This window comes from Bradyrhizobium sp. Pa8 (genome assembly GCF_052588265.1).
Window position 1 is genome coordinate 3,569,603 of the sequence record NZ_CP176767.1, and the last position, 21,295, is coordinate 3,590,897.

Sequence of the window (21,295 nt, forward strand, 5' to 3'; positions counted from 1 at the left end):
AAGATTCCTCGTGCACCGCGCGGCTAGATGTTTCCAACCTCCAACAAGGATGCCGACCATGACCAAAGCAGACCTCCAAAGCCCGACGGATCTCGGAGCGAATGCGAACCGGGACGTTCCAGCCGCGCTGAGAGCGCTGCTTGCCGACGTTTTTGCGCTCTACCTGAAGACCAAGAACTTCCACTGGCACGTGTCGGGCAGCCACTTTCGCGACTACCACCTTATGCTCGACGAGCAGGCCGACCAGATCTTTGCCATGACTGACGACATCGCCGAACGCGCACGCAAGATCGGCGGCACGACGCTGCGCTCGATCGGCCACATCGCGCGCGAGCAGCGCATTCTCGACAACGATGCCGACTATGTCGACCCGCAGGACATGCTCGCCGAGCTGCGCAGCGACAACCAGCAGCTAACGCGGGAAATGCGCCGGGTCCACGAGCTCTGCGACGAATACGGCGATGTCGCCACCGCGAGCGTCCTGGAAAACTGGATCGACGAGACGGAGCGGCGCATCTGGTTCCTCTATGAGACCGGCCGAAGCGGCCAGAATTCGTAAGTGCAAAACACGCCGTTGGGCCGGGAGGCTGGTGAAGGATGAGCAGCCTCTCGGAACTCCTGCCGGATGGCGGCGTCAAGGCGGAGCGCCTGCTGCTGCGTGAGCTTGCGCATCGGATCGACGACGAACTTGCCTCGGCCATTGATCTGGTGGCGCAGGCGGCCGATCGTTGCGACGGCACGGAAGCGAGGGCGACCCTCGTTTCCGTGCAGGATCGGCTGGAAGGTCATGCACAACTTCACCATGCGCTGCAAATGCCGCAGTTCACCACCACGGTCGATCTGGCGGCTTATCTTCAGCAATTGTGCCGGTCGATCAGCCGATCGAGCCTCGAAGACAAGGGTATTGCGCTCTCGCTGCTGCTGCATCCGCTGCAGATGAGCTCCGAGCGCTGCTGGCTGCTGGGGATGATCGTCTTCGAATTGATCACCGGTGCGGTGCGCCACGCGTCCCACTGCGGAGCGGGCGCCATTCGTCTCGAAGTATGGCTCACGGCGACGTCGGTTGCGTGCAGCGTCATGGACAATGGCTCGTCCGACGAGAACAGGTCCCGGGAAGAGGACTGCTCCATCGTTGAGACGCTCGCGGCGCGTCTGCACGGGACCGTCGACATCCGCAGCGGCCCCGACGGGTTCAGGACCGTCGTGACCATCCCGCGCTAGTCGCGACCTCGCGCAACGATCCGTATCGTGCGGATCAAATAATATCGCGGCGTCCTCGAAAGATGACCTGGGACAGATCTCGATACGCTTGCTCCAATTCATGATCTGCGGATCGGTCGTGCGAACAAGGGTCAAGCCATGACGGACATGTCGAATTCGAAGGCCTCGCTCGGATGGGCCATCCACGCCATCACCGGAAAATGGGGCTGGTTCGTTGCGTTGGGTGTCGGCGAACTGATCCTCGGTGGTGTTGCATCTGCCAATCTGATGGCGGCGAACCTCGCGTCCGTACTGGTCATCGGCGCCACCATGGCGGTCGCCGGAATTTTCCAGATCGTGCAAGCGTTTTCGGTGCGCGGCTTGCGGGGATTCCTGCTTTGGCTGCTGGCGGGGATCGTCTATGCGGCCGCCGGCGCCATCATACTCTACGATCCGATCCTGGCTTCGTTCACGCTGTCTCTCGCAGTGTGTGCCTTCCTGGTCATAGCCGGGGTGATAAGGATCTGGGCCGGGTTCCATATGCGGCCGGCTGCGGGCTGGCGTTGGATCGTGGCCGCAGGCGTCCTGACCTTCTGCGTCGGTGTCATGCTGGTTGCGGCCTGGCCCGCCATCGGTTTGTGGCTGCTTGGTGTGATGCTGGTCGTCGACCTGATCTTCCAGGGATGGGGATTCATCGCATTCGGGATCGCGCTCAAGAGCCGTGCGTCCCGCCATTCGTCCCAGCCGGCGACGGTATGAGTCATGGCGAAAGGCTCGACATTCACGCGGCATTGGGAGATTGCCTGGCGCGGCGGTCAGACGAAGTCGACCTCGCGGCTGGTTGCCGAGGAGACCGCGATCGCGCTCACCTATAACGGCTCGACCCATGCGGTGATGATGGGTACGCCAGGAGATCTGGAGGATTTCGGTATCGGCTTCAGCCTCACCGAGGCCATCGTCGAACGCGCGAGCGAGATCAGCAGCATCGAGCTGATCCCGAACGATCTCGGCGTCGAGGTTCGGATGTGGCTCGAGGGCGACCGCGCGGCATCCCTGGCTGCACGGCGCCGAACCATCAGCGGCCCCGTTGGCTGCGGGCTATGCGGTATCGAGAGCCTCGAACAGGCTCGCCGCGCGCCGGCGCGGGTGAAGAGCCGGGGCATCGTTTTTCACGCGCGCGACCTGCTGGGCGCCATGCAGGCCCTTTCTCCGCACCAAATCCTGAATCAGCAAACGCGGGCCGTCCACGCGGCGGCCTTCTGGCATCCGCGGGACGGCATCGGCCGGGTCAGAGAGGACGTCGGCCGGCACAATGCGCTCGACAAGCTCGCCGGCGCGATCGTACGCGAGGGAAGATCGGCGTCCGATGGCGCGATACTTCTGACGAGCCGCGTTTCGGTCGAGATGGTGCAGAAAGCGGCGATGCTCGGCGCACCGGTCATCGTGGCCATATCGGCACCCACCGCACTCGCGATCAAGACCGCGGATGAAGCAGGGATCACGCTGCTCGCGATCGCGCGCGATGACGGATACGGCGTATTCACGCACCCGCGTCGCGTTCTGCTGCCGGATGAGGCCGCAACGCACGCCGGCTGCTGACCTCGCGGGCCGGCGCACATGGCGATGCAAGCCGTATCTCCGGAATCGGTCGCCGAGACCGGGAGCGTCGACGATGCTCCGGAGCGATCGGCTCTCGTGGCGTCTCTTCTGAGCATGACGGGCGGCTTTCTCGACGCCTTTACATGGCTCTCGCTCGGCGGCGTGTTTGCAAGCTCGCAAACCGGCAATGTCGTCTTTCTCGGCATGGACGCCATGTCCGGGCAATGGCGGCAGGCAACCCATCACCTTCTTCCGCTTGCCGCCTTTCTGCTCGGCGCATCGCTGGCAATCCGCCTCAAGGCGCCGCTGCTCTGCCTCGCCGGAGAGATCGTCTGCCTGGTCGCAGTGATGCTGTTGCTTCATCGGGTTCCGGACATGATCACGATCCTCGGAATCTCCTTCGGCGCCGCGCTGCAGTCGGCAAGCTTCAGGCAGGTCGAGCGCTGGAAATATCTCTCCGTCACCGTCACCGGCAACATGCTCCGTGCCCTTGATCAATCAGTTGCGCCCGATCGCGATGCGGCGCGCGGCACCGCAATCATGCTTCTGGTCTGCCTGATGTTCCTGGCGGGGGCCGCCATCGGGACCTGCGTGACGAAATGGCTGCACGCCTGGAGCCTTGTCCTGCCGATCGCATCGTCGGTGTGTGTTCTTTGGCTCTGCCGGTCACAGCTGCGAAGCTGAACCGTCGATCGAAGTCCGGTAATTCGCTCATTGATGGTGCGGAGCGCGGACCATGCCATTCGACAAAAGGACGTTCATTCAAGGAAGCGTGCGCGTCATGCGGTGCGTACACTTTCTAACAGCGCCGAGATGGCCTTTCGACGTCAACTGCCAAGAGGCACGGATGAGCAACCTTCGCAAAGAGACGGACAGCCTGGGTGAAGTGGATGTTGCCGCGGACAAGCTCTGGGGGGCGCAGACGCAACGATCGCTCGAGCATTTCAGCATCGGCAAGGACCTGATGCCGCGCGAAATGATCCAGTCCTACGCGATCCTGAAGAAGGCGGCCGCGAACGCCAATTGCGCCGGCGGCCGTCTCGACGGCAAGCTCCACAAGCTGATCGCGCATGTCTGCGACGAGATCCTCTCCGGCCAGCATCAGGACATGTTTCCGCTTCACGTCTGGATGACCGGCAGCGGAACGCAGTTCAACATGAACGTGAACGAGGTGATCTCGAACCGATGCTGCCAGCTCGCGGGCACGCCGCTCGGGAGCAAGCACCCGGTTCACCCGAACGATCACGTCAATATGTCGCAATCCTCGAACGACAGCTTCCCCTCGGCCATGTACATCGCAGCCGCGATGAACGTGACCGGGCGGCTCGTTCCGGCGGTCGAGGCGTTGCACGATGCAATCGCGGCAAAATCGAGCCAGTGGGACGATGTCGTCAAGATCGGCCGAACCCACATGCAGGACGCGACCCCCCTGACGCTTGGGCAGGAATGGTCTGGGTACGCCGGCATGCTCGCCGACGATCTGGCCCGTATCGACGACGCGCTCAAGGGTGTCTTCCGGCTCGCCCTGGGCGGCACCGCCGTCGGCACCGGCATCAATGCCGCGCCAGGCTTCGCCGAGGCCGTCGCCGCGGAAATCGCGCGGCTGACGGGGCTGCCCTTCGTCAGCGCACCGAACAAGTTTGCCGTCCAGGGGGCGCACGACGCGCTGGTGCAGCTATCCGGGACGCTCCGCACGCTCGCGGGGTCGCTCTACAAGATCGCGAACGACATCCGTCTGATGTCCTGCGGCCCGCGCGCGGGCTTTGCCGAATTGGTGATCCCCGAGAACGAGCCGGGTTCGTCGATCATGCCGGGCAAGGTCAATCCGACACAGGCCGAAGCGCTGACGATGATCGCCGTGCAGGTGATGGCGAACGACGTCGCCGTCGGGTTCGGCGGCGCCGGCGGCTATCTGGAAATGAATGTTTACAAGCCGCTGATCATCCACAACATCGCGCAGTCCGTCACCATCCTGACCGATGGTTGCACCAACTTCCGCACCTTCCTCGTCGAGGGCACCGAGCCGAACCACAGGAAGATCAAGGAGAATGTTGAGAGATCGCTGATGCTCGTGACGGCGCTGGCGCCCGTGATCGGCTACGACAAGGCGTCGCGGATCGCGCACTATGCGATGGACAACGATCTCACGCTGAAGTCGGCGGCGCTCAAGCTCGGCTTCGTGACCGAGCCGGAGTTCGACCGCATCGTGGATCCCGCCAAGATGGTCAAGCCCTATGTGGCCGAGATCAAGGTGCCGCTCGCAATCGGTGCGAAGGCCGGCTGAAGAGGGGCGGCGACAATGATCCGGTGCGTGAGACTCTGGACGGGTGCGGACGGCAAGTCGCACTTCGAGGAAGGCGCCGTCGAACTCGCGCGCGGGGCGAGGGGCGATGCGCTCAGCGCAAAGCTTCGGATAGATGCCGCCTCGTTCCACGAAACGGCAGCAGATCCGAAACTCGGCTGGCATTCGGACGCGGCGCGGCAGCTCGTCATGTCCTTGAGCGGGACGCTACGGTTCGAAACGGCGGACGGAAGCTTCACGCTGCGCCCGGGCGATGTCCTGTTCACGGAAGATACCAGCGGGACGGGCCACAATTGGACCATGACGGACGCGGCGCCGTGGCGCCGCCTCTACACGGTTCTCGAGCCGGACGCCGAGGTGCCGTTCCGGTCTGAACAACGCCGCACAGGCGACGCAACCACAATGCAGGGAGAGACACGATGATCCGCTGTGTGCGTCTATGGACCGGAGAGGACAACAACTCACATTTCGAGGAAGGCTTCCTCGAGCTGGAGCCGGGACAGCGCGGCGACTTCCTGACCGGAAAAATCGATGCCGTCAGCATCTCCTTTCAGGAAACGGAATCGGGCGGCGCGTTCGCCTGGCACACCGCGCCGATCCGGCAGCTGGTGATCACGCTGAGCGGAACGCTCGATTTCCAGACGCGTGACGGCCATCATTTCCTGCTCCACCCCGGCAACATCCTGCTGGCCGAAGACACTGCCGGCTCGGGGCATAGCTGGAAATTGACCGACGATTCGTCCTGGCGCCGCGCCTACGTGATCCTGCGGCCGGGAGCGGACGTACCGTTCCGCGCCAAGGCGCGGCAATCGGTACGGGCCTGATCGAGCCATCCAAAGCAGCAACATCCGACGAAGGAAATAGCCATGTCAGCAGCTTCCGACCGCGAAACCGATGTCGTCCTCATTGGCGCCGGCATCATGAGCGCGACCCTCGGCGTCTTTCTCAAGGAGCTCGAGCCCTCCCTGTCGATCCAGATCTTGGAGACTCTCGGAGATTGCGCGCAGGAAAGCTCCGACGCCTGGAACAACGCCGGAACCGGTCACGCGGCGAATTGCGAGATGAACTACACCCCGCAGCGGCCCGACGGCAGCATCGACATCTCCAAGGCGCTCCAGGTCAACGTGGAGTTCGATCTGTCCCGACAGTTCTGGTCCTACCTGATCGGGCGCGGAGCGATCGCAGATCCGCAGGCATTCATCCATCCGGTGCCGCATATGAGCTTCGTGCACGGCGCGGAGAACGTCGAATTTCTCCAGAAGCGGTTCAAGGCGATGTCTGCCCATCATTGCTATGAGGGGATGGAGCATACCGAGGATCCCAAGAAGATTGCCGAATGGGCGCCGCTGGTGATGGACGGTCGGAGTGGCGACGAGGCCGTTGCCGCGACGCGGATCGTCACCGGCACCGACGTCGATTACGGCTCGTTGACGCATCTTCTGGTCAAGCATCTGGTCAGCCAGCCGGGCTGCGCGGTCCACTACAACAGCTGCGTCACCGGTCTTGACCGGGAGCAGGGCGGCCGGTGGCGTGTCGAAGTGCGGGACACCGCGAGCGGCGAGACGCGGTCGGTGCGTGCAAAGTTCGTCTTCATCGGTGCGGGCGGCGGTGCGCTGCCGCTGCTGGAGAAATCCGGTATCCCGGAGGGGCGCGGCTATGGCGGTTTCCCGGTCAGCGGGATCTGGCTGCGCTGCGACGATCCCGAGATCAACAAGCGTCACCATGCCAAGGTCTACGGCAAGGCCGCGGTCGGTTCGCCGCCGATGTCGGTGCCGCATCTCGATACGCGGGTGATCGGCGGCCAGCACTCATTGCTGTTCGGTCCCTATGCCGGCTTCTCGAGCAAATTCCTCAAGCACGGCTCGCTGCTGGATCTCTTCGAGTCCATTCGTCCCGCCAACGTCAAGCCGCTGCTTTCGGTGGCGCGCGACAATTTCGATCTCACCGAATACCTGGTCGGGCAGGTGCTGCAATCCGAGGGACACCGGCTCGCGGCGCTCGACGAATATTTCCCGAAGGCCGACCCGAAGGACTGGAGGCTGCAGGTCGCGGGCCAGCGGGTCCAGATTATCAAGCCCAATGTCAAGCGTGGTGGGTTGCTCGAGTTCGGGACCGAGCTGGTCGGCGCGGACGACGATTCGCTGGTCGCCCTGCTCGGTGCTTCACCGGGGGCTTCCACCGCCGCGTTCATTGCCATCAGTGTGCTGGAGAAGTGCTTCGCCGGGGAGCTGACGGCAAGCGCGTGGCTGCCCAAGCTGAAGCAGATCATCCCGTCCTATGGCGTGTCGCTGATCGACGATGCGGATTTCTGTCGCCAGATTCGTGCAGCGACCGCCGCGGTCCTCAAGGTCGACAACATTCCGCAGCCGGCCGCACGCGCGCCGGCGGCCGCTAAGCGGGCGTGAACGAACGGGAGAATGTCCGATGGACCCGACGGCGCTCCTTCTGTCGCGGCTGCAATTCGCCTTCACCATCTCGTTCCACATCATCTTCCCGGCGTTCACGATCGGGCTTGCCGCCTGGCTCACCGTGCTCGAAGCGATGCACCAGTACAGTGGCAAGCCCGTCTACCGGACCTTGTTCGCGTTCTGGCTGAAGATCTTCGGCGTGGCGTTCGGCATGGGCGTCGTGTCGGGCGTGGTGATGGCGTTCCAGTTCGGAACGAACTGGAGCGTGCTCTCGAAGATGTCGGGCCCGATCCAGGGCCCGCTGCTCTCCTACGAGACGTTCACCGCCTTCATGCTGGAGGCGGGTTTTTTCGGCATCCTCATCTTCGGTCGCTCCCGGGTGCCGCCCTGGTTCTACCTGTTCTCCACCGCGATGGTCGCGCTCGGGACGACGCTTTCGGCGTTCTGGATCATGGTCAACAACAGCTGGATGCAGGTGCCGACCGGCTACGTCCTGCAGAACGACCAGTTCGTGCCTGATGACTGGGCGCAGATCATCTTCAATCGCGTGGTCTGGGTCCGGTTTCCGCATATGCTGCTCGCGTCCTACCTGACCGGCGCGTTCTGCGTGGCGGCAACCGGCGCGTGGTATCTGCTGCGGCGGACCTATCGCCCCGAAGCCCATGTCATGCTTCGGATGGGCCTTGCGCTTGCGGCGGTGCTGCTGCCGGTCCAGCTCTTCATCGGGCATCTCGTCGGCGACTATGTCCACGATTACCAGCCGGCCAAGTTCGCCGCGATCGAGGCGCGCTGGCATGACGAGCAACCGGCCTCCGAGGTGCTGATCGCGATCCCGGATTCGAGCACCGAGTCGAACAAATACGCGATATCGATTCCCGTGCTCGGAAGCATCATCGGCAGCATGAGCCTGACGTCGAAGGAGGTCGGCCTCACCAGCTTCGCGCCGCAGGACCGGCCGCCGGTGCTGATACCGTTCTTTGCCTTCCGTATCATGGTTGGCTGCGGCTTCGTGATGCTGGGGCTGGCCTGGCTCGGGACTTATCTCGGCCTCAAGCATCGGCTCGATCGGAACCGCCTGCTGCTGTGGGGCATCTTCCTCAGCTTCCCGTTGCCGTGGGTCGCGATCCTCACCGGCTGGTACACCGCGGAAGTGGGGCGCCAGCCTTGGACGGTCTATGGCGTGTTGCGGACTGCAGACGCCGTGACGCCGTTCCTGACCGCGTCGGCTGCGATGACTTCCTTGATCCTGTTCGTCGCGGTCTATGCCTTCATCTTCTCGTTCGGGACGTATTACATCTATCGGCTCCTGCGGGCCGGCCCGGCGGGACTCGGCGGCAAGCCGCTCCACGTTCCCGTGCCCAATCGGCCGATGTCGCTCGCCGATCAGGTGCCGGCCGCACGCAGCTATCTCGGGGCGGGAGAATAGCCATGGTGATGTACTGGGTTGCCCTTCTTGCCATCAGCATTCTGATCTATCTCCTCCTCGACGGGTTCGATCTTGGCGTCGGCATGCTGTTCAGCGTGGCCGGCGGCGAGTCGCAACGGGATGCCATGCTGAGCACGGTCGCTCCGGTCTGGGACGGCAATGAAACCTGGCTGATCGTCACGGGCGTGATCATGTGGGGCTCGTTTCCCGTGGTCTACGCCATGGTGATGTCGGCCTTCTATATCCCTGTTCTCGTGATGCTGCTCGGATTGATCCTGCGCGGCGTAGCGTTCGAGTTTCGCGGCAAGGCGCTCAGTTCGCGCTGGGTCTGGGACGTCAGCTTCGTCGTGGGCTCGTTTGCCGCCAGCTTCATGCAGGGCGCGATGGTTGGCGCTCTGGTCGAAGGACTCCAATTCTCCAACGGCGATTATACCGGCGGAACGCTCGGCTGGCTGACCGCATTTTCCGCCCTGTGCGGGATCGGGCTCTGCTTCGGCTATTCGCTGCTCGGTGCCTGCTGGCTGGTGAGGAAGTGCGATGGTCCCGTTCGGGATGTCGCACGGCGTCAGATCCCGCCGCTGGCGATCGGCGTCCTGGTCTTCCTGGTCATCGTCTTTGCGTATGCACTTGTCGAACATCTTCCGATTCTGCAGCGCTGGACCGACCGGCCCTATCTGTTCGTGTTTCCCGTGATCGGTGCCGGTGCGGCCGCGGTGCTGGCCAAGAGCATCCTGCGCCATGACGACTATTGGCCGTTCCATACGGTCGCCTTGATCTTCGTCGCGGCTTTCGCCACGCTCGCCCTGTCGTTCTGGCCCTACATGATTCCGTTCGTCGTCACGATCGACGAGGCCGCGGCGCCTCATGCAAGTCTTGCATTCATGTTCTGGGGCGCCGGTCTGTTCGTATTCCCGTTGATGCTGCTCTATGTGGCGATCGGCTATCGCGTCTTCCGCGGCAAGGCGGCCCCCGCTGCCGATCACTACTGACGGCCGCACGCTCGAAGTTGCCGTGAGCTGTCACGCATAAAAAGAAAGGCGCCGGTTTCGGCGCCTTTCTCGTTCAGAACTCCTGCGGGCCTGGTTCAGGATCTTGGCATGACGCCGGGGCTGTTGTCCGGCCATTGCGCGATCAGCTTCTCGTCGATGTTGAAGTGCTGGGCGACCAGCTTGGGTGGCGTGTGCGTCAGCCAGTTGGAGAGCGACACCTCCTCGTAGCGGGGGGCGCGAAACACGCCGACGAACTGCAGCTCGGTGTCGCCGACGTTCTCGACATAGTGGCCGAGATTGCGCCGGACATAGCCGATGTCGCCTGCCGCGAAGTCCGTCGTCAGCGCATTGGGGCCGGTGTCGAATACCGTCATCCGCGCATTGCCCTTGATATAGTACTGCCACTCGTCGGCATTCGGATGCCAGTGCATCTCCCTGACAGCCCCCGGCGGCATCGACACCAGCGCCGAAGCGACGGTGGTGGCAACCTTGAAGGTGGTGCTGTCGGCGACGCGGATGCTGCCGGCGGAGCTCTCCTTCACCGGGGCCGAACTGCCGAGCGAATGGACGAACGGATAGGGCGGCGCTTCGGCATGTTTGGCGACAGCGGCGCGATCGGCGGCAAGATCGCCGGGCAAGGTCCCCTGGAAGATCCAGCGGTTGTGCAGCGGGATCTTTGCGAACGCGTCGGCCGGAACACCGAAGTTCTTCGCCAGCACCTCGGGCGGCGTGTGGGCGAACCAGTCGGTCACCAGGAGCGTGTTGAATTCATTGGCGTGGCCGTCGTCGAAACAGATCACGAACTCGCAACCATCGGGGCCCAGGCCCTGCAGCGAATGCGGTGCGCCCGCCGGAAAATACCAGAGGTCGCCGACTTTGAGGTCGCCGACATAGGGGCGCCCCTGCGTGTCGAGCACGGTGACGCGGCAGGAGCCGTAGGTCAGGATCGCCCATTCGGCAGCCTGGTGCCAATGCAGCTCGCGGATGCCGCCGGCGGACAGCCGCATGTTCACGCCGGAGATCTCCTTCGAGATGGCGAAATCCTCGACCGTGACCTGACGGGCCCAGCCGCCATTCTGGATGCGCCTCGGCGCATTGTTGAACGAGGCCCAATCCATCGGCAGGCCGCCGACGTCCGTCGGGGGCGGGGTTTGGGCTGAGGGGAAGTGCTTGGCAAGCTCCGGATCTTGAGGACCGGGATCGGACAGGCTTCCGGGGCTCTTGGCGTTCACGGCGCCTTGCGGCGGCTCGTCCGGATTGCCGAAAGTTGCGGCCTGCGCGCTGGAGCCGACCATGGCGGCGCCTGCCGCGGACATGGCCAGCAAATCACGTCTTGAGAACATCTTGGGTCGCTCCTGAAAAATGTCGAAAGCCCTCCGTAGCGACGGGGCTCCAACTGACAAACCTAGTTTCCGGTCGCCGTTTCAGCTTCCGTGAACGCGCTCTTTTTGTCGGAATGCACTGGCTGGTGCGGCCGGCCGACGGGCTCCGAACGTGTGCAATTGCGAAATTCGGCTTCGTTTTGAAAAGACGGCTCTGCCCGCGCGATCCTTAACTGGCCCCGAGAATTGCCACATCGAGAGATATCGAGATGACCACGAAATCGGTTCGTCCCTACCGTGAACCCGCCGGCGGCTGGGGCGCGCTCAAGGCGCTCAGCGAGGCGCTTCTGGTGCAGCGGGCGCCGCTGAAGGGCGCAGCCACGCTCAGCAGGATGAATCAGCCGGAGGGTTTTGATTGCCCCGGCTGCGCCTGGCCGGATCCGAAGCACACCTCGTCATTCGAGTTTTGCGAGAACGGCGGCAAGGCGATCGCCTGGGAGACGACATCGAAGCGCTGCACGCCCGAATTCTTTGCCGAGCATACCGTCACGGAGCTCGCGAGCTGGAACGATTACGATCTCGAAATGGTCGGTCGGCTCACCCATCCGATGGCCTATGACACCGCATCCGACCGCTATCTCCCGGTGCAGTGGAGCGATGCGTTCGCCATGATCGGCCGCGAGCTGAATGCGCTGCCGGATCCGAACATGGCGGAGTTCTATACGTCCGGGCGAACCTCGAACGAAGCCGCGTTCCTCTATCAGCTCTTCGTGCGCGAGTACGGCACCAACAACTTTCCCGACTGTTCGAACATGTGCCACGAGGCGACCAGTGTCGGCCTGCCGGAATCGCTCGGCGTCGGCAAGGGCACCGTGCTGCTGGAGGATTTCGACAAGGCCGATTGCATCTTCATCTTCGGCCAGAATCCGGGCACCAATAGCCCGCGGATGATGACCAGCCTGCGCAACGCGGCCCGCCGAGGCGCCTCGATCATCTCGTTCAACCCGTTCCGCGAGCGTGCGCTGGAGCGCTTCCAGGCGCCGCAGAGCCCGGTGGAGATGATGACGCTGTCGTCGACGACGATCAGCTCGAAGCTTTTCCAGGTGCGTGTCGGTGGCGACGTCGCCGTCCTCAAGGGGATCATGAAGATCCTCGTCGAAACGGACGAGGCCGCCCGTGCGGCCGAGCAGCCGGAGATCCTGGACTGGGATTTCATTCGTGGGCACACCGCCGGCATCGAAGCGCTGATCGACGATCTCAAGCGAACGCCATGGCCCGATATCGAACGCCAGTCCGGCCTGACGCGCGAGGACCTGGAATATGCTGCCGGCGCCTATATGAAGGCGGAGCGCGCCATCCTTGTCTACGGCATGGGCATTACCCAGCACCAGCGTGGTGCGCACAACGTGCAGCAGATCGCCAACCTTGCGCTCTTGCGCGGCAATGTGGGACGCGACGGCGCCGGCGTTTGTCCGGTTCGCGGTCATTCGAACGTGCAGGGTGACCGAACCGTGGGGATCACGGAAATCCCCAAGGCGGATTTCCTCGAGCGCCTCGAGCACCGCTTCGGCTTCAAGCCGCCGAGCGCGCCGGGACACAACGTCGTGACGGCATTGGAGGCAATGATCCGCGGCGAAGTGAAGGTCTTTTTCGCGATGGGCGGCAATTTTGCCGCAGCCATACCCGACTGGCAGGCGACGCAGGCCGCGCTGCGTAAGCTCGATCTGACCGTCCACGTCTCCACGAAGCTCAACCGCAGCCATCTGATCCATGGCCGCGCCGCCCTGATCCTGCCGTGCCTCGGGCGAACCGAGATCGATATTCAGGAAACGGGGCCGCAGTCGATCACGGTCGAGGATTCGATGTCGATGGTCCACGCCTCGGGCGGTCGCAACAAGCCGGCATCCGAGCATCTTCTCAGCGAGGTCGCGATCATCGCAGGCCTCGCCAAGGCGACGCTCGGCGAGCGCACGGTGGTCGATTGGGACGGCTTTGTGGGCGACTACGATCGCATCCGGGATGCGATCGAGGCCGTCTTCCCTATCTTCGAGAGCTACAATGCCCGTATCCGCATTCCCGGCGGCTTCCATCTGACCTCGACCGCGCGGGAGCGGATCTGGGCAACGCCGTCCGGCAAGGCCAATTTCCTGGTGTTTGAGGGCTGCGGCGAGGACCCGCCGCAGGCCGATCCGGATTTCCTGTGGCTCAGCACGATACGCAGCCACGACCAGTACAACACGACGCTCTACTCGTTGTCGGACCGCTATCGCGGCGTCTTTGGCCAGCGCGACGTGGTTTTCCTCAACGAATATGAACTGAAGAAGCGCGGGCTCGCGGACGGCGATCGCGTCGACCTGATCACGGAGTCGACCGATGGCGCCGAGCGGATCGTGCGCGACTTCCGCGTGGTGGCGTATTCGTTTCCGACCGGCTGCTGTGCCGCCTACTATCCGGAAACCAATCCGCTGGTGCCACTCTATGCCCGCGATCCCCTCAGCTTCACGCCGTCATTCAAGGGCATCCCGATCCGCCTGGTGCGCTCGGCCGCTCCGGCGCAATAGAGCAGGTCGGGTCAGGCGTCGGCGTCCCGACCGGATGGCGGCAATGACGCCGGCGTCGCGATCGGCAGCGTAAACCAGAACCGGGCGCCGCGATCGGTGCCAAGGCCTTCGGCGTCGATCCGGCCGCCATGCGCTTCGACGATGGACCGGCAGATCGGCAGTCCCATGCCCATGCCGGACTCCTTGGTCGTGAAAAAGCTTTCGAACAGCCGGCCGGCATGTTCGTCGGAGATGCCGGGACCGTTGTCCTCCACAGAGCAGCGCAGGGTCGTCGCGTCCTGCGCGGCAGTGGTGATGACGATCCTGCCATGGTCGCGTCCCGCCTGCGCCATCGCCTGCACGGCGTTGATGGCCAGATTGACGATCACCTGCTGGAGCTGGGTGCGGTCGCCGATCACGAGTGCAGCTTCCGTATGAGGCCGATGCAGGATCGTTACGCCGCGGGATTCCATCTCGTGGCGCAGGAACAGAAGCGCCTCGCGAATGACATCGTCAAGCGACAGAACGGCACGCTCCGGCGCCTTGCGCGAGGCCATCCCGTGAACGCGCGCCACGATGTTCGCGGCCCGCCTCGTATCCGTGACCATATTTTCGATTGTGCTGCGGACCTCGGCCATGTCGGGAATGGGCCTGTTCAGCCAGCGCAGCCCGGCAGCGGCGTTGGTCGCGATGGCGGCCAAAGGCTGGTTGACTTCGTGCGCGATGGAGGCGGTGAGCTCGCCGAGCATCGAGACGCGCGCCGCATGCGCGAACTCCGCCTGCACCTGCCGAAGCCTCTCCTGGGCACGGACGCGTTGCGAGATGTCGATCGTGGCGACCAGGCTTATTTCGAGATCATTGATTGGACCGACGCGGGCCGTGGTGAAGAGAACGTCGACGACGCGGCCGTCCCACGTCACCATCTTGGTTTCTTCCTCGAAGTTCGTTTCACCGCGAAAGCGGGACTCCATGGCCCGCCGAAACGTATCAGGGCGTGCCTTCCAGGTGTCGGACATGGAACGCCCGACATAGCCGTCGACGCCTCCTCCGAACATCTGGATGGCCCGTTCGTTGGCTTCCTGAAACGAGAGCGCGTCCATGCAGGTCCGGAGAAAGTCGGGATGGCTGTCGAAATAGCTGCCGAGATCCTTGATGCCCTCGGCTCGGAGTTTTCGGAACAGCACCACCAGTCTGCTGGCGTCGAGCTGACGGAGGGCGATCGGCATGCGGCCGAACAGGTGGCGGTAGCGCTGCTCGCTCCGCTCCAGCTCGGTGTGGTCCTTCTTCTGAGCGGTGATATCCATGACCGCGCCGACGAATTGAAACTGTCCGCGATCCTCTGACGTTCCACGGGCGACCACGCGAATGTGCCTGATCGAGCCATCGCTCAGGATCAGCCGATGTTCCAGGGAAAAGTCGTTCCCGTCGCTCGTGGCGCGGTCGAGCGTCTCGCGTACGGCATTGAGATCGTCGGGATGCGTACGCTTCAGGATGGTGTCGAGCGACGGCGGCAAGGTCGGCTCGAGATCGAAGATCCTGAACGTCTCTTCGGACCAGAACAGCTCGCCGCTGGCGACGTTCCAGCCAAAGCTGCCGGTGTGGCTGAGCTTCTGGGCCTCGGCGAGATAGGCGACCTGACGCCGCCGCAAGACATCCTCTCGCTCGAGCCGGTGCTGCCGCCTGACCAGGCTCGCGATCGCAAGCAGCGACAATACGACAACCACGACCAGCAGGGCGAGGGCGCTGGTGGTGAGGTCGATTCCGAGCAGGAAGCAAGTGAATGACAACACGCCGAGCGCGGCGCCTCCCAGGATCCAAAGGGCGGGATGGGCGTACCGCGAATGGTCGGGCCACGATGCGCGACAGACCATCCCCGTGTGCCGGACCGTGGCGGGTTCCTTGCCCTCGTGAGCGAGTCCGGACTGGGCCAGCAGATTGAAGAGGTCCAAGAGATACTCGCCGGGCATGAGACCAATTCCCGAGCCCGGATGTCCGGACGCGAGATGCAAGCGATGTACCGCACCGTGGAAAGCCGGTCTTTTGCTTTTTCGCGGACCCTTTGTCAAAACGCACGGCGCCACCATGCGAGCCTGCGCGCAGATCCGGGATGTTGCCGCGGGAGGGATTCCGCGATCCTAAGCCAACGCCACGGTGGGCCTCGTCACCCCGAATCGCCTTTCGAACTCGGCGACCTCGACAACGCCGCGCCGATGGGTCCCGTCGCCGATCTTGCGGCCGCCGTCCCAGGCCTCGACTTCGAACAGGACACTCCTGGCTTCGACGGCGACGACCCGTGCGACCGCGCGCACGGTGCGGCCGACCGGCGTCGCCGCCAGATGACGGACGTCGACCATCATCCCGACGCTGACATAGCCGGCCGGCAGGGACGGCTGGATCGCCGATCCCGCCGCCATCTCCATGTGCAAGATCATCATCGGCGTGCCGTAGACTTCAGGCATTCGCGGGACCACGTGGCCGACCGTCATCTCCGCCGTGACGGTCACCAGCTTTTCCGCAGTCATGCCGACGCTTACTTGATCAAGCGGATTCATGGCCCAATCCGGCATCTGCTTCGCTCGCGGAGGGGGCGGGTGTCTCGACCGCATGCGGCTTGCGGTTGGTGAGCCAATAGCCGAGCCGGTCGAGGTAGAGATAGACCACGGGCGTGGTGTAGAGCGTTAGGATCTGCGAGAGCATCAAGCCGCCGACGATCGTATAGCCGAGCGGCTGGCGCAGTTCGGCGCCGGTGCCGTTGCCGAGCATCAGAGGCACACCGCCGAGTAGCGCGGCCATGGTCGTCATCAGGATCGGACGGAAGCGGAGCGTGCAGGCCTGGTAGATCGCCTCCTCAGGGCTCAGCCCTTGCTTGCGCTCCACCTCGAGGGCGAAGTCGACCAGCATGATGCCATTCTTCTTGACGATGCCGATCAGCAGGATGATGCCGATGATGGCGATGACGCTGAGATCCATGTGGACCGCCAGCAGCAGCAGCAGCGCGCCGATGCCGGCGGAAGGCAGCGTCGACAGGATCGTGATCGGATGGATCAGGCTCTCATAGAGGACGCCGAGGATGATGTAGATCACGATCAGCGCCGCCCCGATCAGCAACGGTGTGCCGGACAGGGAAGACTGGAAGGCTTGCGCGTTGCCCTGGAACGAGGTCGACAGCGAGGCGGGCTTGCCGGTGTCCTTTTCGATCTTCTGGATCGCCGTCACCGCATCGCCCAGCGCTACGCCGGGCCGCAGGTTGAACGAGATCGTGACGGAGGGAAACAGGCCCTGGTGATTGATCAGAATCGGCGCCGGCATGATGACGCTGTGGACCAGCGTGCTCAGGGGGACCTGTTGGCCGGTCGCAGAGTTGAGATAGATGTCCTTGAGCGCGTCGGGCCCGTACTGGAAGGCTGGATCGACCTCCATCACGACGTGGTACTGGTTCAGCGAGGTGAACATGGTGGAGACGATTCGCTGACCGAACGCGTCGTCGAGGGTGTTGTCGATCGTCGTGGGCAGGATGCCGAAGCTCGAGGCGACTTCGCGATTGACGGTGACCTGCAGTCTCGGGCCGGCATTGGCCTGGTCGCTTGCGACGTCGGTGATGAGGTCGAGCGCGCGGAGCTTCTCCAGGAAGATTGCCGACCAGTGGGTGAGCTCGTTGGAATCGGCGTCCGTCAGCGTGAACTGATACTGTGTCTTCGACAGGCGTGCGCCGATCGTGATGTCCTGGGCCGACTGCATGTAAAGCTTGATGCCCTGGATATGGGCGAGCCGGGGTTCCAGCCGCGCGATCACCTGGTCGGCGCTTGCCTTGCGTTCGGGCTTCGGCTTCAGGACGATGAAGATACGTCCCTGGTTGAGGGTCGCCGTCGGCCCGCCTGGACCGATATAGCTGGCCACCGATTGAATCGCCGGATCCTTCGACAGGACGTCGACGATCGCCTGCTGGCGTTCGGACATGGCGGGGAAGGAGATGTCCTGGGCGGCCTCGGTGATGCCGACGATCTGTCCGGTGTCCTGTTGCGGGAAGAAGCCCTTCGGGATGATCACATAGAGATAGCCGGTCAGCGCGATGGTCGAGAGCATCACGAGCAGCGTCGCGAAGCGATGGCGCAGCACGACGCGCAGGCCGCGCGCGTACAGCGCAAGCAGGCCATCGAAGCCGCGCTCGAACAGGAGGTAGAGCCGGCCGTGCTTTCTCCGCGATTCGTCCTTCAGGAGGCGCGCGCACATCATCGGGGTCAAAGTGAGCGAGATGACCAGCGACAGCAGCAGCGATGCGGTGATCGTGACGGCGAATTCCTGGAACAGTTTTCCGACGTAGCCGCCCATCAGGAACAGCGGGAGGAACACCGCGATCAGCGACAGGGTGATGGAGACGATCGTGAAGCCGATCTCGCTGGAGCCTTTGAGCGCCGCCTCCATCGGGGTCATGCCTTGCTCGAGATGGCGCACGATGTTCTCGATCACCACCACGGCATCGTCGACCACGAATCCGACCGCGATCGACAGGGCCATCAGCGAGAGGTTGTCGAGGCTGTAGCCGAGCACATAGAGGATCGCGAAGGTGCCGATCAGCGCCAGGGGAACAGTGATCGCCGGGATGACGGTGGCCCAGAAATTCCGCAGGAACAGGAATATCACCATCACCACCAGGGCGACGGTCAACATCAGCGTGAATTGCACATCGGAAACCGCGGCGCGAATCGTGGCGGTGCGGTCGGCGGCGATCGTCACCTTGATCGCCGGCGGAACGGAGGCCTGCAGCTGCGGCAGCAGCTTCTTGATGCGATCGACGGTTTCGATGACGTTGGCGCCGGGGACGCGCTGGACGGCCAGGATGACGGCGGGGTCCTTGCCGTACCAGCCAGCCAGCAGGTCGTTTTCGGGCGCCTCGATCGCCGAGCCGATATCGCGCAGCCGCACCGGCGAGCCGTTGCGATAGGCGATGATGAGGTTTTCATAGGCGGCGGGCTTCAGCAACTGGTCGTTGGTATTCAGCGTATAGGTCACGCGCGGGCTGTTGAGCGTGCCCTTGGGCAGGTCGACATTGGCGCCGGCGATCACGGTGCGGACGTCTTCGAGGCCGATGCCGCGGGCGGCCAGCGCCTGCGGATTGACGCGGATGCGGATCGCGGGCTTCTGCTGGCCGCCGATACCGACCAGGCCCACGCCTGGCACTTGAGAAATCTTGGGCAGCAGGATGTTTTCCGCGTAGGCATCCACCGTGGTCATCGGCAGCGAGTCCGACGTCAGCGCGATCAGCATGATCGGCGTTTCCGCCGGATTCACCTTCCTGATCGTCGGCGGGTAGGGGATGTTCTGCGGCAGGAACGGGCTCGCGGCATTGATCGCGGAGAGAACGTCGACCGCCGCGCTGTCCACCGTGCGCGATAGCTCGAACTGCACCGTGAGCTGGGCGACGCCGAGTGCGCTGGACGAGGTGAGCTGCGTGACGCCGGGGATCTGGCTGAGCTGCTGTTCGAGTGGCGTGGCGACCGACGAGGCGATGGTTCCGGGGTCGGCGCCGGGCAGTTGGGCCGAGATCTGGATCGTCGGGTAATTGACGTTCGGCAGCGCGCCGACCGGCAACAGAGGATAGGCCGCGAGGCCGCACAGCAGCAGGCCCGCCATCAGCAGAGCGGTTCCAATCGGCCGCAGGATGAAGGGCGCGGACAGATTCATGGGAGCGCGTCCTGCACGGAGCTTTGCAGGTCGGCTTCGCGCGCGGCCTTGCCGTGCAGTTCCCGAACTTGGCTTCCTTCCGTCAGCCGATACTGACCGTCGACGACGACGGTATCACCTGATTTCAGTCCCTGGTCGATCAGGGCCTGCCCCTCGCTGATCTGCGCGACGTGAACGGGACGCAAGGAAGCGGTCTGGTCCGGAGAGACGACATAGACATAGCTGCCGTTCGGGCCCTGCTGGATTGCGGAGCCGGCGACCGTCAGCGCGTCCTTTTGAATCTTCAGCAGCAGCCGGGCATTCACCAGCTGTCCCGGCCACAGCCGGTGATCGTGATTGGCGAATTCGGCCTTGAGCTGGACGGTGCCGGTCGTCCCTGCGATCTCGTTGTTGACGAGCAGCAGCGTGCCTTCGCCGAGCTTCATCTTGTTGTCCTGGCTGTAGGCGATGACTTTCAACTGGCCTTTTGCAGTGTGCTCCTGGATCACGGGCAGATCCGTCTGCGGAAGGGTGAATAGCAGCGAAATCGGCTCGATCTGGGTGACCACGACGAGACCGTTCGGGTCGGTCGGATGAATCACGTTGCCGACATCGATCTGGCGGACGCCGGTGATGCCGGGAATGGCCGATGTCAGGCGCGTATAGCTAAGCTGGACGTTGGCCTCGTCGATCTGCGCCTGGTCCGCTTTCACGGCGGCCTTGAGTTGCGCCACCTGCGCGGTCTGCGTGTCGATCAGCTGCGGGGTCGCATAGCCCTTGTCGCCGAGTTTATTGTAGCGGGAGAGATTAGCTTCGGCATTCGCGAGCTGCGCCTGATCTCGATCGCGATTGGCCGTCAGCTGCTCGATCTGGGCCTCGTAGGGACGCGGGTCGATCTGGGCGAGCAGATCGCCGGCCTTGACGGTCTGTCCCTCGGTGAAGGCGATCTTGACGATCTGTCCCTGAATCTGGCTGCGCACGACATCGGTGTTGTAGGCGATCACGGTGCCGATGCCGCGCAGATAGATCGGAACGTCCTTGCCGGTGACCGCGGCGGTGACCACCGGTACGGCCGCGGGCACTGGCGCGGTGGCGACGACCGGCTTCCGGTCCGCGGCGAAGAACCATAGGCCGGCTCCGACGAGGATCGCGGCGAGAGCGACAAGCGCGATGGCGAGATTTCGTTTCATGAGTGCGTCCTGGATGTCAGGGATTGCTTGAACCGCTGATCGAAGGCGTGCCGTCCGTTGCGGCAGGGCCTTGCACTGGGACGGACGGACTGATTCCGGCGCCGCCGAGCTCGGTGGCTCCGAGCGGTATCCCGACGCGTCCGACCGTCGATGCTGAAGGCAGGGGAGACGCCGCCGTGATGCTGCCGTTGCAGGTGACGGATGAGCCTCCGGACAGTCCGCCGCCGTCGAACAAGGCTCCGGACGAGGCCGTATTGCCGGATCCGGCGCAACCCGCCGTGCTTTGCGCCGGATTAAGCGGCGAAATGCCGGGCGTCGCGATCTCGGTCGATCCTAGTGGAACGCCGATGGGCCGCGTGGATTGCGGATTGAGCGGCGACGTCGCCAGCATGCCGGTGGAAGGCTGCATTCCCGGCATGGTCGTTTGAGCGGACGTCGCAGCCGGGACGAGCCAAAGCATGCCGGCCGTGAGCGCCACGGCGGGTGGCATCAGGGTGAACCGGCGCGATCCGGATCTTCCCGAGCCGGCGTCGTTCGATGAGTGCTGCTCTCGCATGGAAGATGCTCCGGCTGAATGCTGTCGAGCACTAGAAAGATGCGGAACGGCGGGGTATTTCCAGAACGCACGTCCCGCTGCCCGGCAGCACGACGACAATGG

General features: G+C 63.9%; 18 protein-coding genes. 13 read left to right on the forward strand and 5 right to left on the reverse strand.

The features are described from left to right. The first annotated feature begins 58 nt into the window (after positions 1 to 58). The 11 genes from ACKWRH_RS15885 (at position 59) to cydB (ending at position 9,924) form a co-directional block, all read left to right on the forward strand. Positions 59 to 559, forward strand: coding sequence for a Dps family protein (locus ACKWRH_RS15885; protein WP_028153529.1), 501 nt, complete (start codon positions 59 to 61; stop codon positions 557 to 559). A gap of 38 nt (positions 560 to 597) precedes the next feature. After that, complete coding sequence (locus ACKWRH_RS15890) at positions 598 to 1,221, forward strand: histidine kinase dimerization/phosphoacceptor domain -containing protein (protein ID WP_445221325.1); 624 nt, start codon at positions 598 to 600, stop codon at positions 1,219 to 1,221. 138 nt (positions 1,222 to 1,359) lie between these two features. Next, positions 1,360 to 1,959 carry an HdeD family acid-resistance protein gene (locus tag ACKWRH_RS15895; RefSeq protein WP_445221326.1) on the forward strand — a complete coding sequence of 200 codons (600 nt, stop codon included), beginning with the start codon at positions 1,360 to 1,362 and terminating at the stop codon, positions 1,957 to 1,959. Positions 1,960 to 1,962: 3 nt separating this feature from the next. Further along, complete coding sequence (fdhD, locus tag ACKWRH_RS15900; protein WP_445221327.1) at positions 1,963 to 2,799, forward strand: formate dehydrogenase accessory sulfurtransferase FdhD; 837 nt, start codon at positions 1,963 to 1,965, stop codon at positions 2,797 to 2,799. Positions 2,800 to 2,817: 18 nt separating this feature from the next. Continuing rightward, the gene (locus tag ACKWRH_RS15905; protein ID WP_445221328.1) at positions 2,818 to 3,483 is read left to right on the forward strand and encodes a YoaK family protein; all 666 of its coding nucleotides are present in this window, start codon (positions 2,818 to 2,820) and stop codon (positions 3,481 to 3,483) included. 163 nt (positions 3,484 to 3,646) lie between these two features. Then, entirely contained in the window at positions 3,647 to 5,083 is a 1,437-nt protein-coding gene (gene fumC / locus ACKWRH_RS15910; protein WP_445221329.1) for a class II fumarate hydratase, read from the forward strand. 27 nt (positions 5,084 to 5,110) lie between these two features. Further along, complete coding sequence (locus ACKWRH_RS15915; protein ID WP_445221330.1) at positions 5,111 to 5,524, forward strand: hypothetical protein; 414 nt, start codon at positions 5,111 to 5,113, stop codon at positions 5,522 to 5,524. Beyond that, positions 5,521 to 5,925 (forward strand): hypothetical protein, encoded by a 405-nt coding sequence (locus ACKWRH_RS15920; RefSeq protein WP_445221331.1) that lies wholly within the window; start codon positions 5,521 to 5,523, stop codon positions 5,923 to 5,925. Before ACKWRH_RS15915 ends, ACKWRH_RS15920 begins: the two co-directional genes overlap by 4 nt. Positions 5,926 to 5,967: 42 nt before the next feature. After that, on the forward strand, positions 5,968 to 7,506 hold the full coding sequence (gene mqo / locus ACKWRH_RS15925; RefSeq protein ID WP_445221332.1) for a malate dehydrogenase (quinone): 1,539 nt from the start codon (positions 5,968 to 5,970) through the stop codon (positions 7,504 to 7,506). Between the two features lie 19 nt (positions 7,507 to 7,525). Next, positions 7,526 to 8,935, forward strand: a complete 1,410-nt coding sequence (locus tag ACKWRH_RS15930; RefSeq protein ID WP_445221333.1) for a cytochrome ubiquinol oxidase subunit I — start codon at positions 7,526 to 7,528, stop codon at positions 8,933 to 8,935. 2 nt (positions 8,936 to 8,937) lie between these two features. Beyond that, positions 8,938 to 9,924 carry a cytochrome d ubiquinol oxidase subunit II gene (gene cydB / locus ACKWRH_RS15935; protein ID WP_445221334.1) on the forward strand — a complete coding sequence of 329 codons (987 nt, stop codon included), beginning with the start codon at positions 8,938 to 8,940 and terminating at the stop codon, positions 9,922 to 9,924. A 95-nt stretch (positions 9,925 to 10,019) separates the two neighbouring features. Here cydB and ACKWRH_RS15940 read toward each other — a convergent pair whose 3' ends face one another. Further along, a complete protein-coding gene (locus ACKWRH_RS15940) occupies positions 10,020 to 11,267 on the reverse strand; it encodes an oxalate decarboxylase family bicupin (protein ID WP_445221335.1) in 1,248 nt (415 codons plus the stop codon). A 248-nt stretch (positions 11,268 to 11,515) separates the two neighbouring features. On the opposite strand from ACKWRH_RS15940, the gene ACKWRH_RS15945 reads away from it, so the two are divergent. Beyond that, complete coding sequence (locus tag ACKWRH_RS15945; RefSeq protein WP_445221336.1) at positions 11,516 to 13,807, forward strand: FdhF/YdeP family oxidoreductase; 2,292 nt, start codon at positions 11,516 to 11,518, stop codon at positions 13,805 to 13,807. 11 nt (positions 13,808 to 13,818) lie between these two features. Here ACKWRH_RS15945 and ACKWRH_RS15950 read toward each other — a convergent pair whose 3' ends face one another. The 4 genes from ACKWRH_RS15950 to ACKWRH_RS15965 all read right to left on the reverse strand — a co-directional run bounded on the left by ACKWRH_RS15950 (position 13,819) and on the right by ACKWRH_RS15965 (position 20,637). Then, entirely contained in the window at positions 13,819 to 15,753 is a 1,935-nt protein-coding gene (locus tag ACKWRH_RS15950; RefSeq protein ID WP_445221337.1) for an ATP-binding protein, read from the reverse strand. Between the two features lie 168 nt (positions 15,754 to 15,921). Continuing rightward, the gene (locus ACKWRH_RS15955) at positions 15,922 to 16,338 is read right to left on the reverse strand and encodes a thioesterase family protein (protein WP_445221338.1); all 417 of its coding nucleotides are present in this window, start codon (positions 16,336 to 16,338) and stop codon (positions 15,922 to 15,924) included. Beyond that, positions 16,325 to 19,468 carry an efflux RND transporter permease subunit gene (locus ACKWRH_RS15960; protein ID WP_445221339.1) on the reverse strand — a complete coding sequence of 1,048 codons (3,144 nt, stop codon included), beginning with the start codon at positions 19,466 to 19,468 and terminating at the stop codon, positions 16,325 to 16,327. The genes ACKWRH_RS15955 and ACKWRH_RS15960 overlap by 14 nt, the downstream gene beginning before the upstream one ends. Beyond that, a complete protein-coding gene (locus ACKWRH_RS15965) occupies positions 19,465 to 20,637 on the reverse strand; it encodes an efflux RND transporter periplasmic adaptor subunit (RefSeq protein WP_445221340.1) in 1,173 nt (390 codons plus the stop codon). Before ACKWRH_RS15965 ends, ACKWRH_RS15960 begins: the two co-directional genes overlap by 4 nt. A gap of 23 nt (positions 20,638 to 20,660) precedes the next feature. On the opposite strand from ACKWRH_RS15965, the gene ACKWRH_RS15970 reads away from it, so the two are divergent. Then, positions 20,661 to 21,065 (forward strand): hypothetical protein, encoded by a 405-nt coding sequence (locus ACKWRH_RS15970; protein WP_445221341.1) that lies wholly within the window; start codon positions 20,661 to 20,663, stop codon positions 21,063 to 21,065. Positions 21,066 to 21,295 lie beyond the last annotated feature (230 nt).

Coding starts and splice junctions, on each gene's coding strand:
- ACKWRH_RS15885 (WP_028153529.1), top strand. CDS start 59: ATGACCAAAGCAGACCTCCAAAGCCCGACGGATCTCGGAGCGAATGCG.
- ACKWRH_RS15890 (WP_445221325.1), top strand. CDS start 598: ATGAGCAGCCTCTCGGAACTCCTGCCGGATGGCGGCGTCAAGGCGGAG.
- ACKWRH_RS15895 (WP_445221326.1), top strand. CDS start 1,360: ATGACGGACATGTCGAATTCGAAGGCCTCGCTCGGATGGGCCATCCAC.
- fdhD (WP_445221327.1), top strand. CDS start 1,963: ATGGCGAAAGGCTCGACATTCACGCGGCATTGGGAGATTGCCTGGCGC.
- ACKWRH_RS15905 (WP_445221328.1), top strand. CDS start 2,818: ATGGCGATGCAAGCCGTATCTCCGGAATCGGTCGCCGAGACCGGGAGC.
- fumC (WP_445221329.1), top strand. CDS start 3,647: ATGAGCAACCTTCGCAAAGAGACGGACAGCCTGGGTGAAGTGGATGTT.
- ACKWRH_RS15920 (WP_445221331.1), top strand. CDS start 5,521: ATGATCCGCTGTGTGCGTCTATGGACCGGAGAGGACAACAACTCACAT.
- mqo (WP_445221332.1), top strand. CDS start 5,968: ATGTCAGCAGCTTCCGACCGCGAAACCGATGTCGTCCTCATTGGCGCC.
- ACKWRH_RS15930 (WP_445221333.1), top strand. CDS start 7,526: ATGGACCCGACGGCGCTCCTTCTGTCGCGGCTGCAATTCGCCTTCACC.
- cydB (WP_445221334.1), top strand. CDS start 8,938: ATGGTGATGTACTGGGTTGCCCTTCTTGCCATCAGCATTCTGATCTAT.
- ACKWRH_RS15940 (WP_445221335.1), bottom strand. CDS start 11,267: ATGTTCTCAAGACGTGATTTGCTGGCCATGTCCGCGGCAGGCGCCGCC.
- ACKWRH_RS15945 (WP_445221336.1), top strand. CDS start 11,516: ATGACCACGAAATCGGTTCGTCCCTACCGTGAACCCGCCGGCGGCTGG.
- ACKWRH_RS15950 (WP_445221337.1), bottom strand. CDS start 15,753: ATGCCCGGCGAGTATCTCTTGGACCTCTTCAATCTGCTGGCCCAGTCC.
- ACKWRH_RS15955 (WP_445221338.1), bottom strand. CDS start 16,338: ATGAATCCGCTTGATCAAGTAAGCGTCGGCATGACTGCGGAAAAGCTG.
- ACKWRH_RS15960 (WP_445221339.1), bottom strand. CDS start 19,468: ATGAATCTGTCCGCGCCCTTCATCCTGCGGCCGATTGGAACCGCTCTG.
- ACKWRH_RS15965 (WP_445221340.1), bottom strand. CDS start 20,637: ATGAAACGAAATCTCGCCATCGCGCTTGTCGCTCTCGCCGCGATCCTC.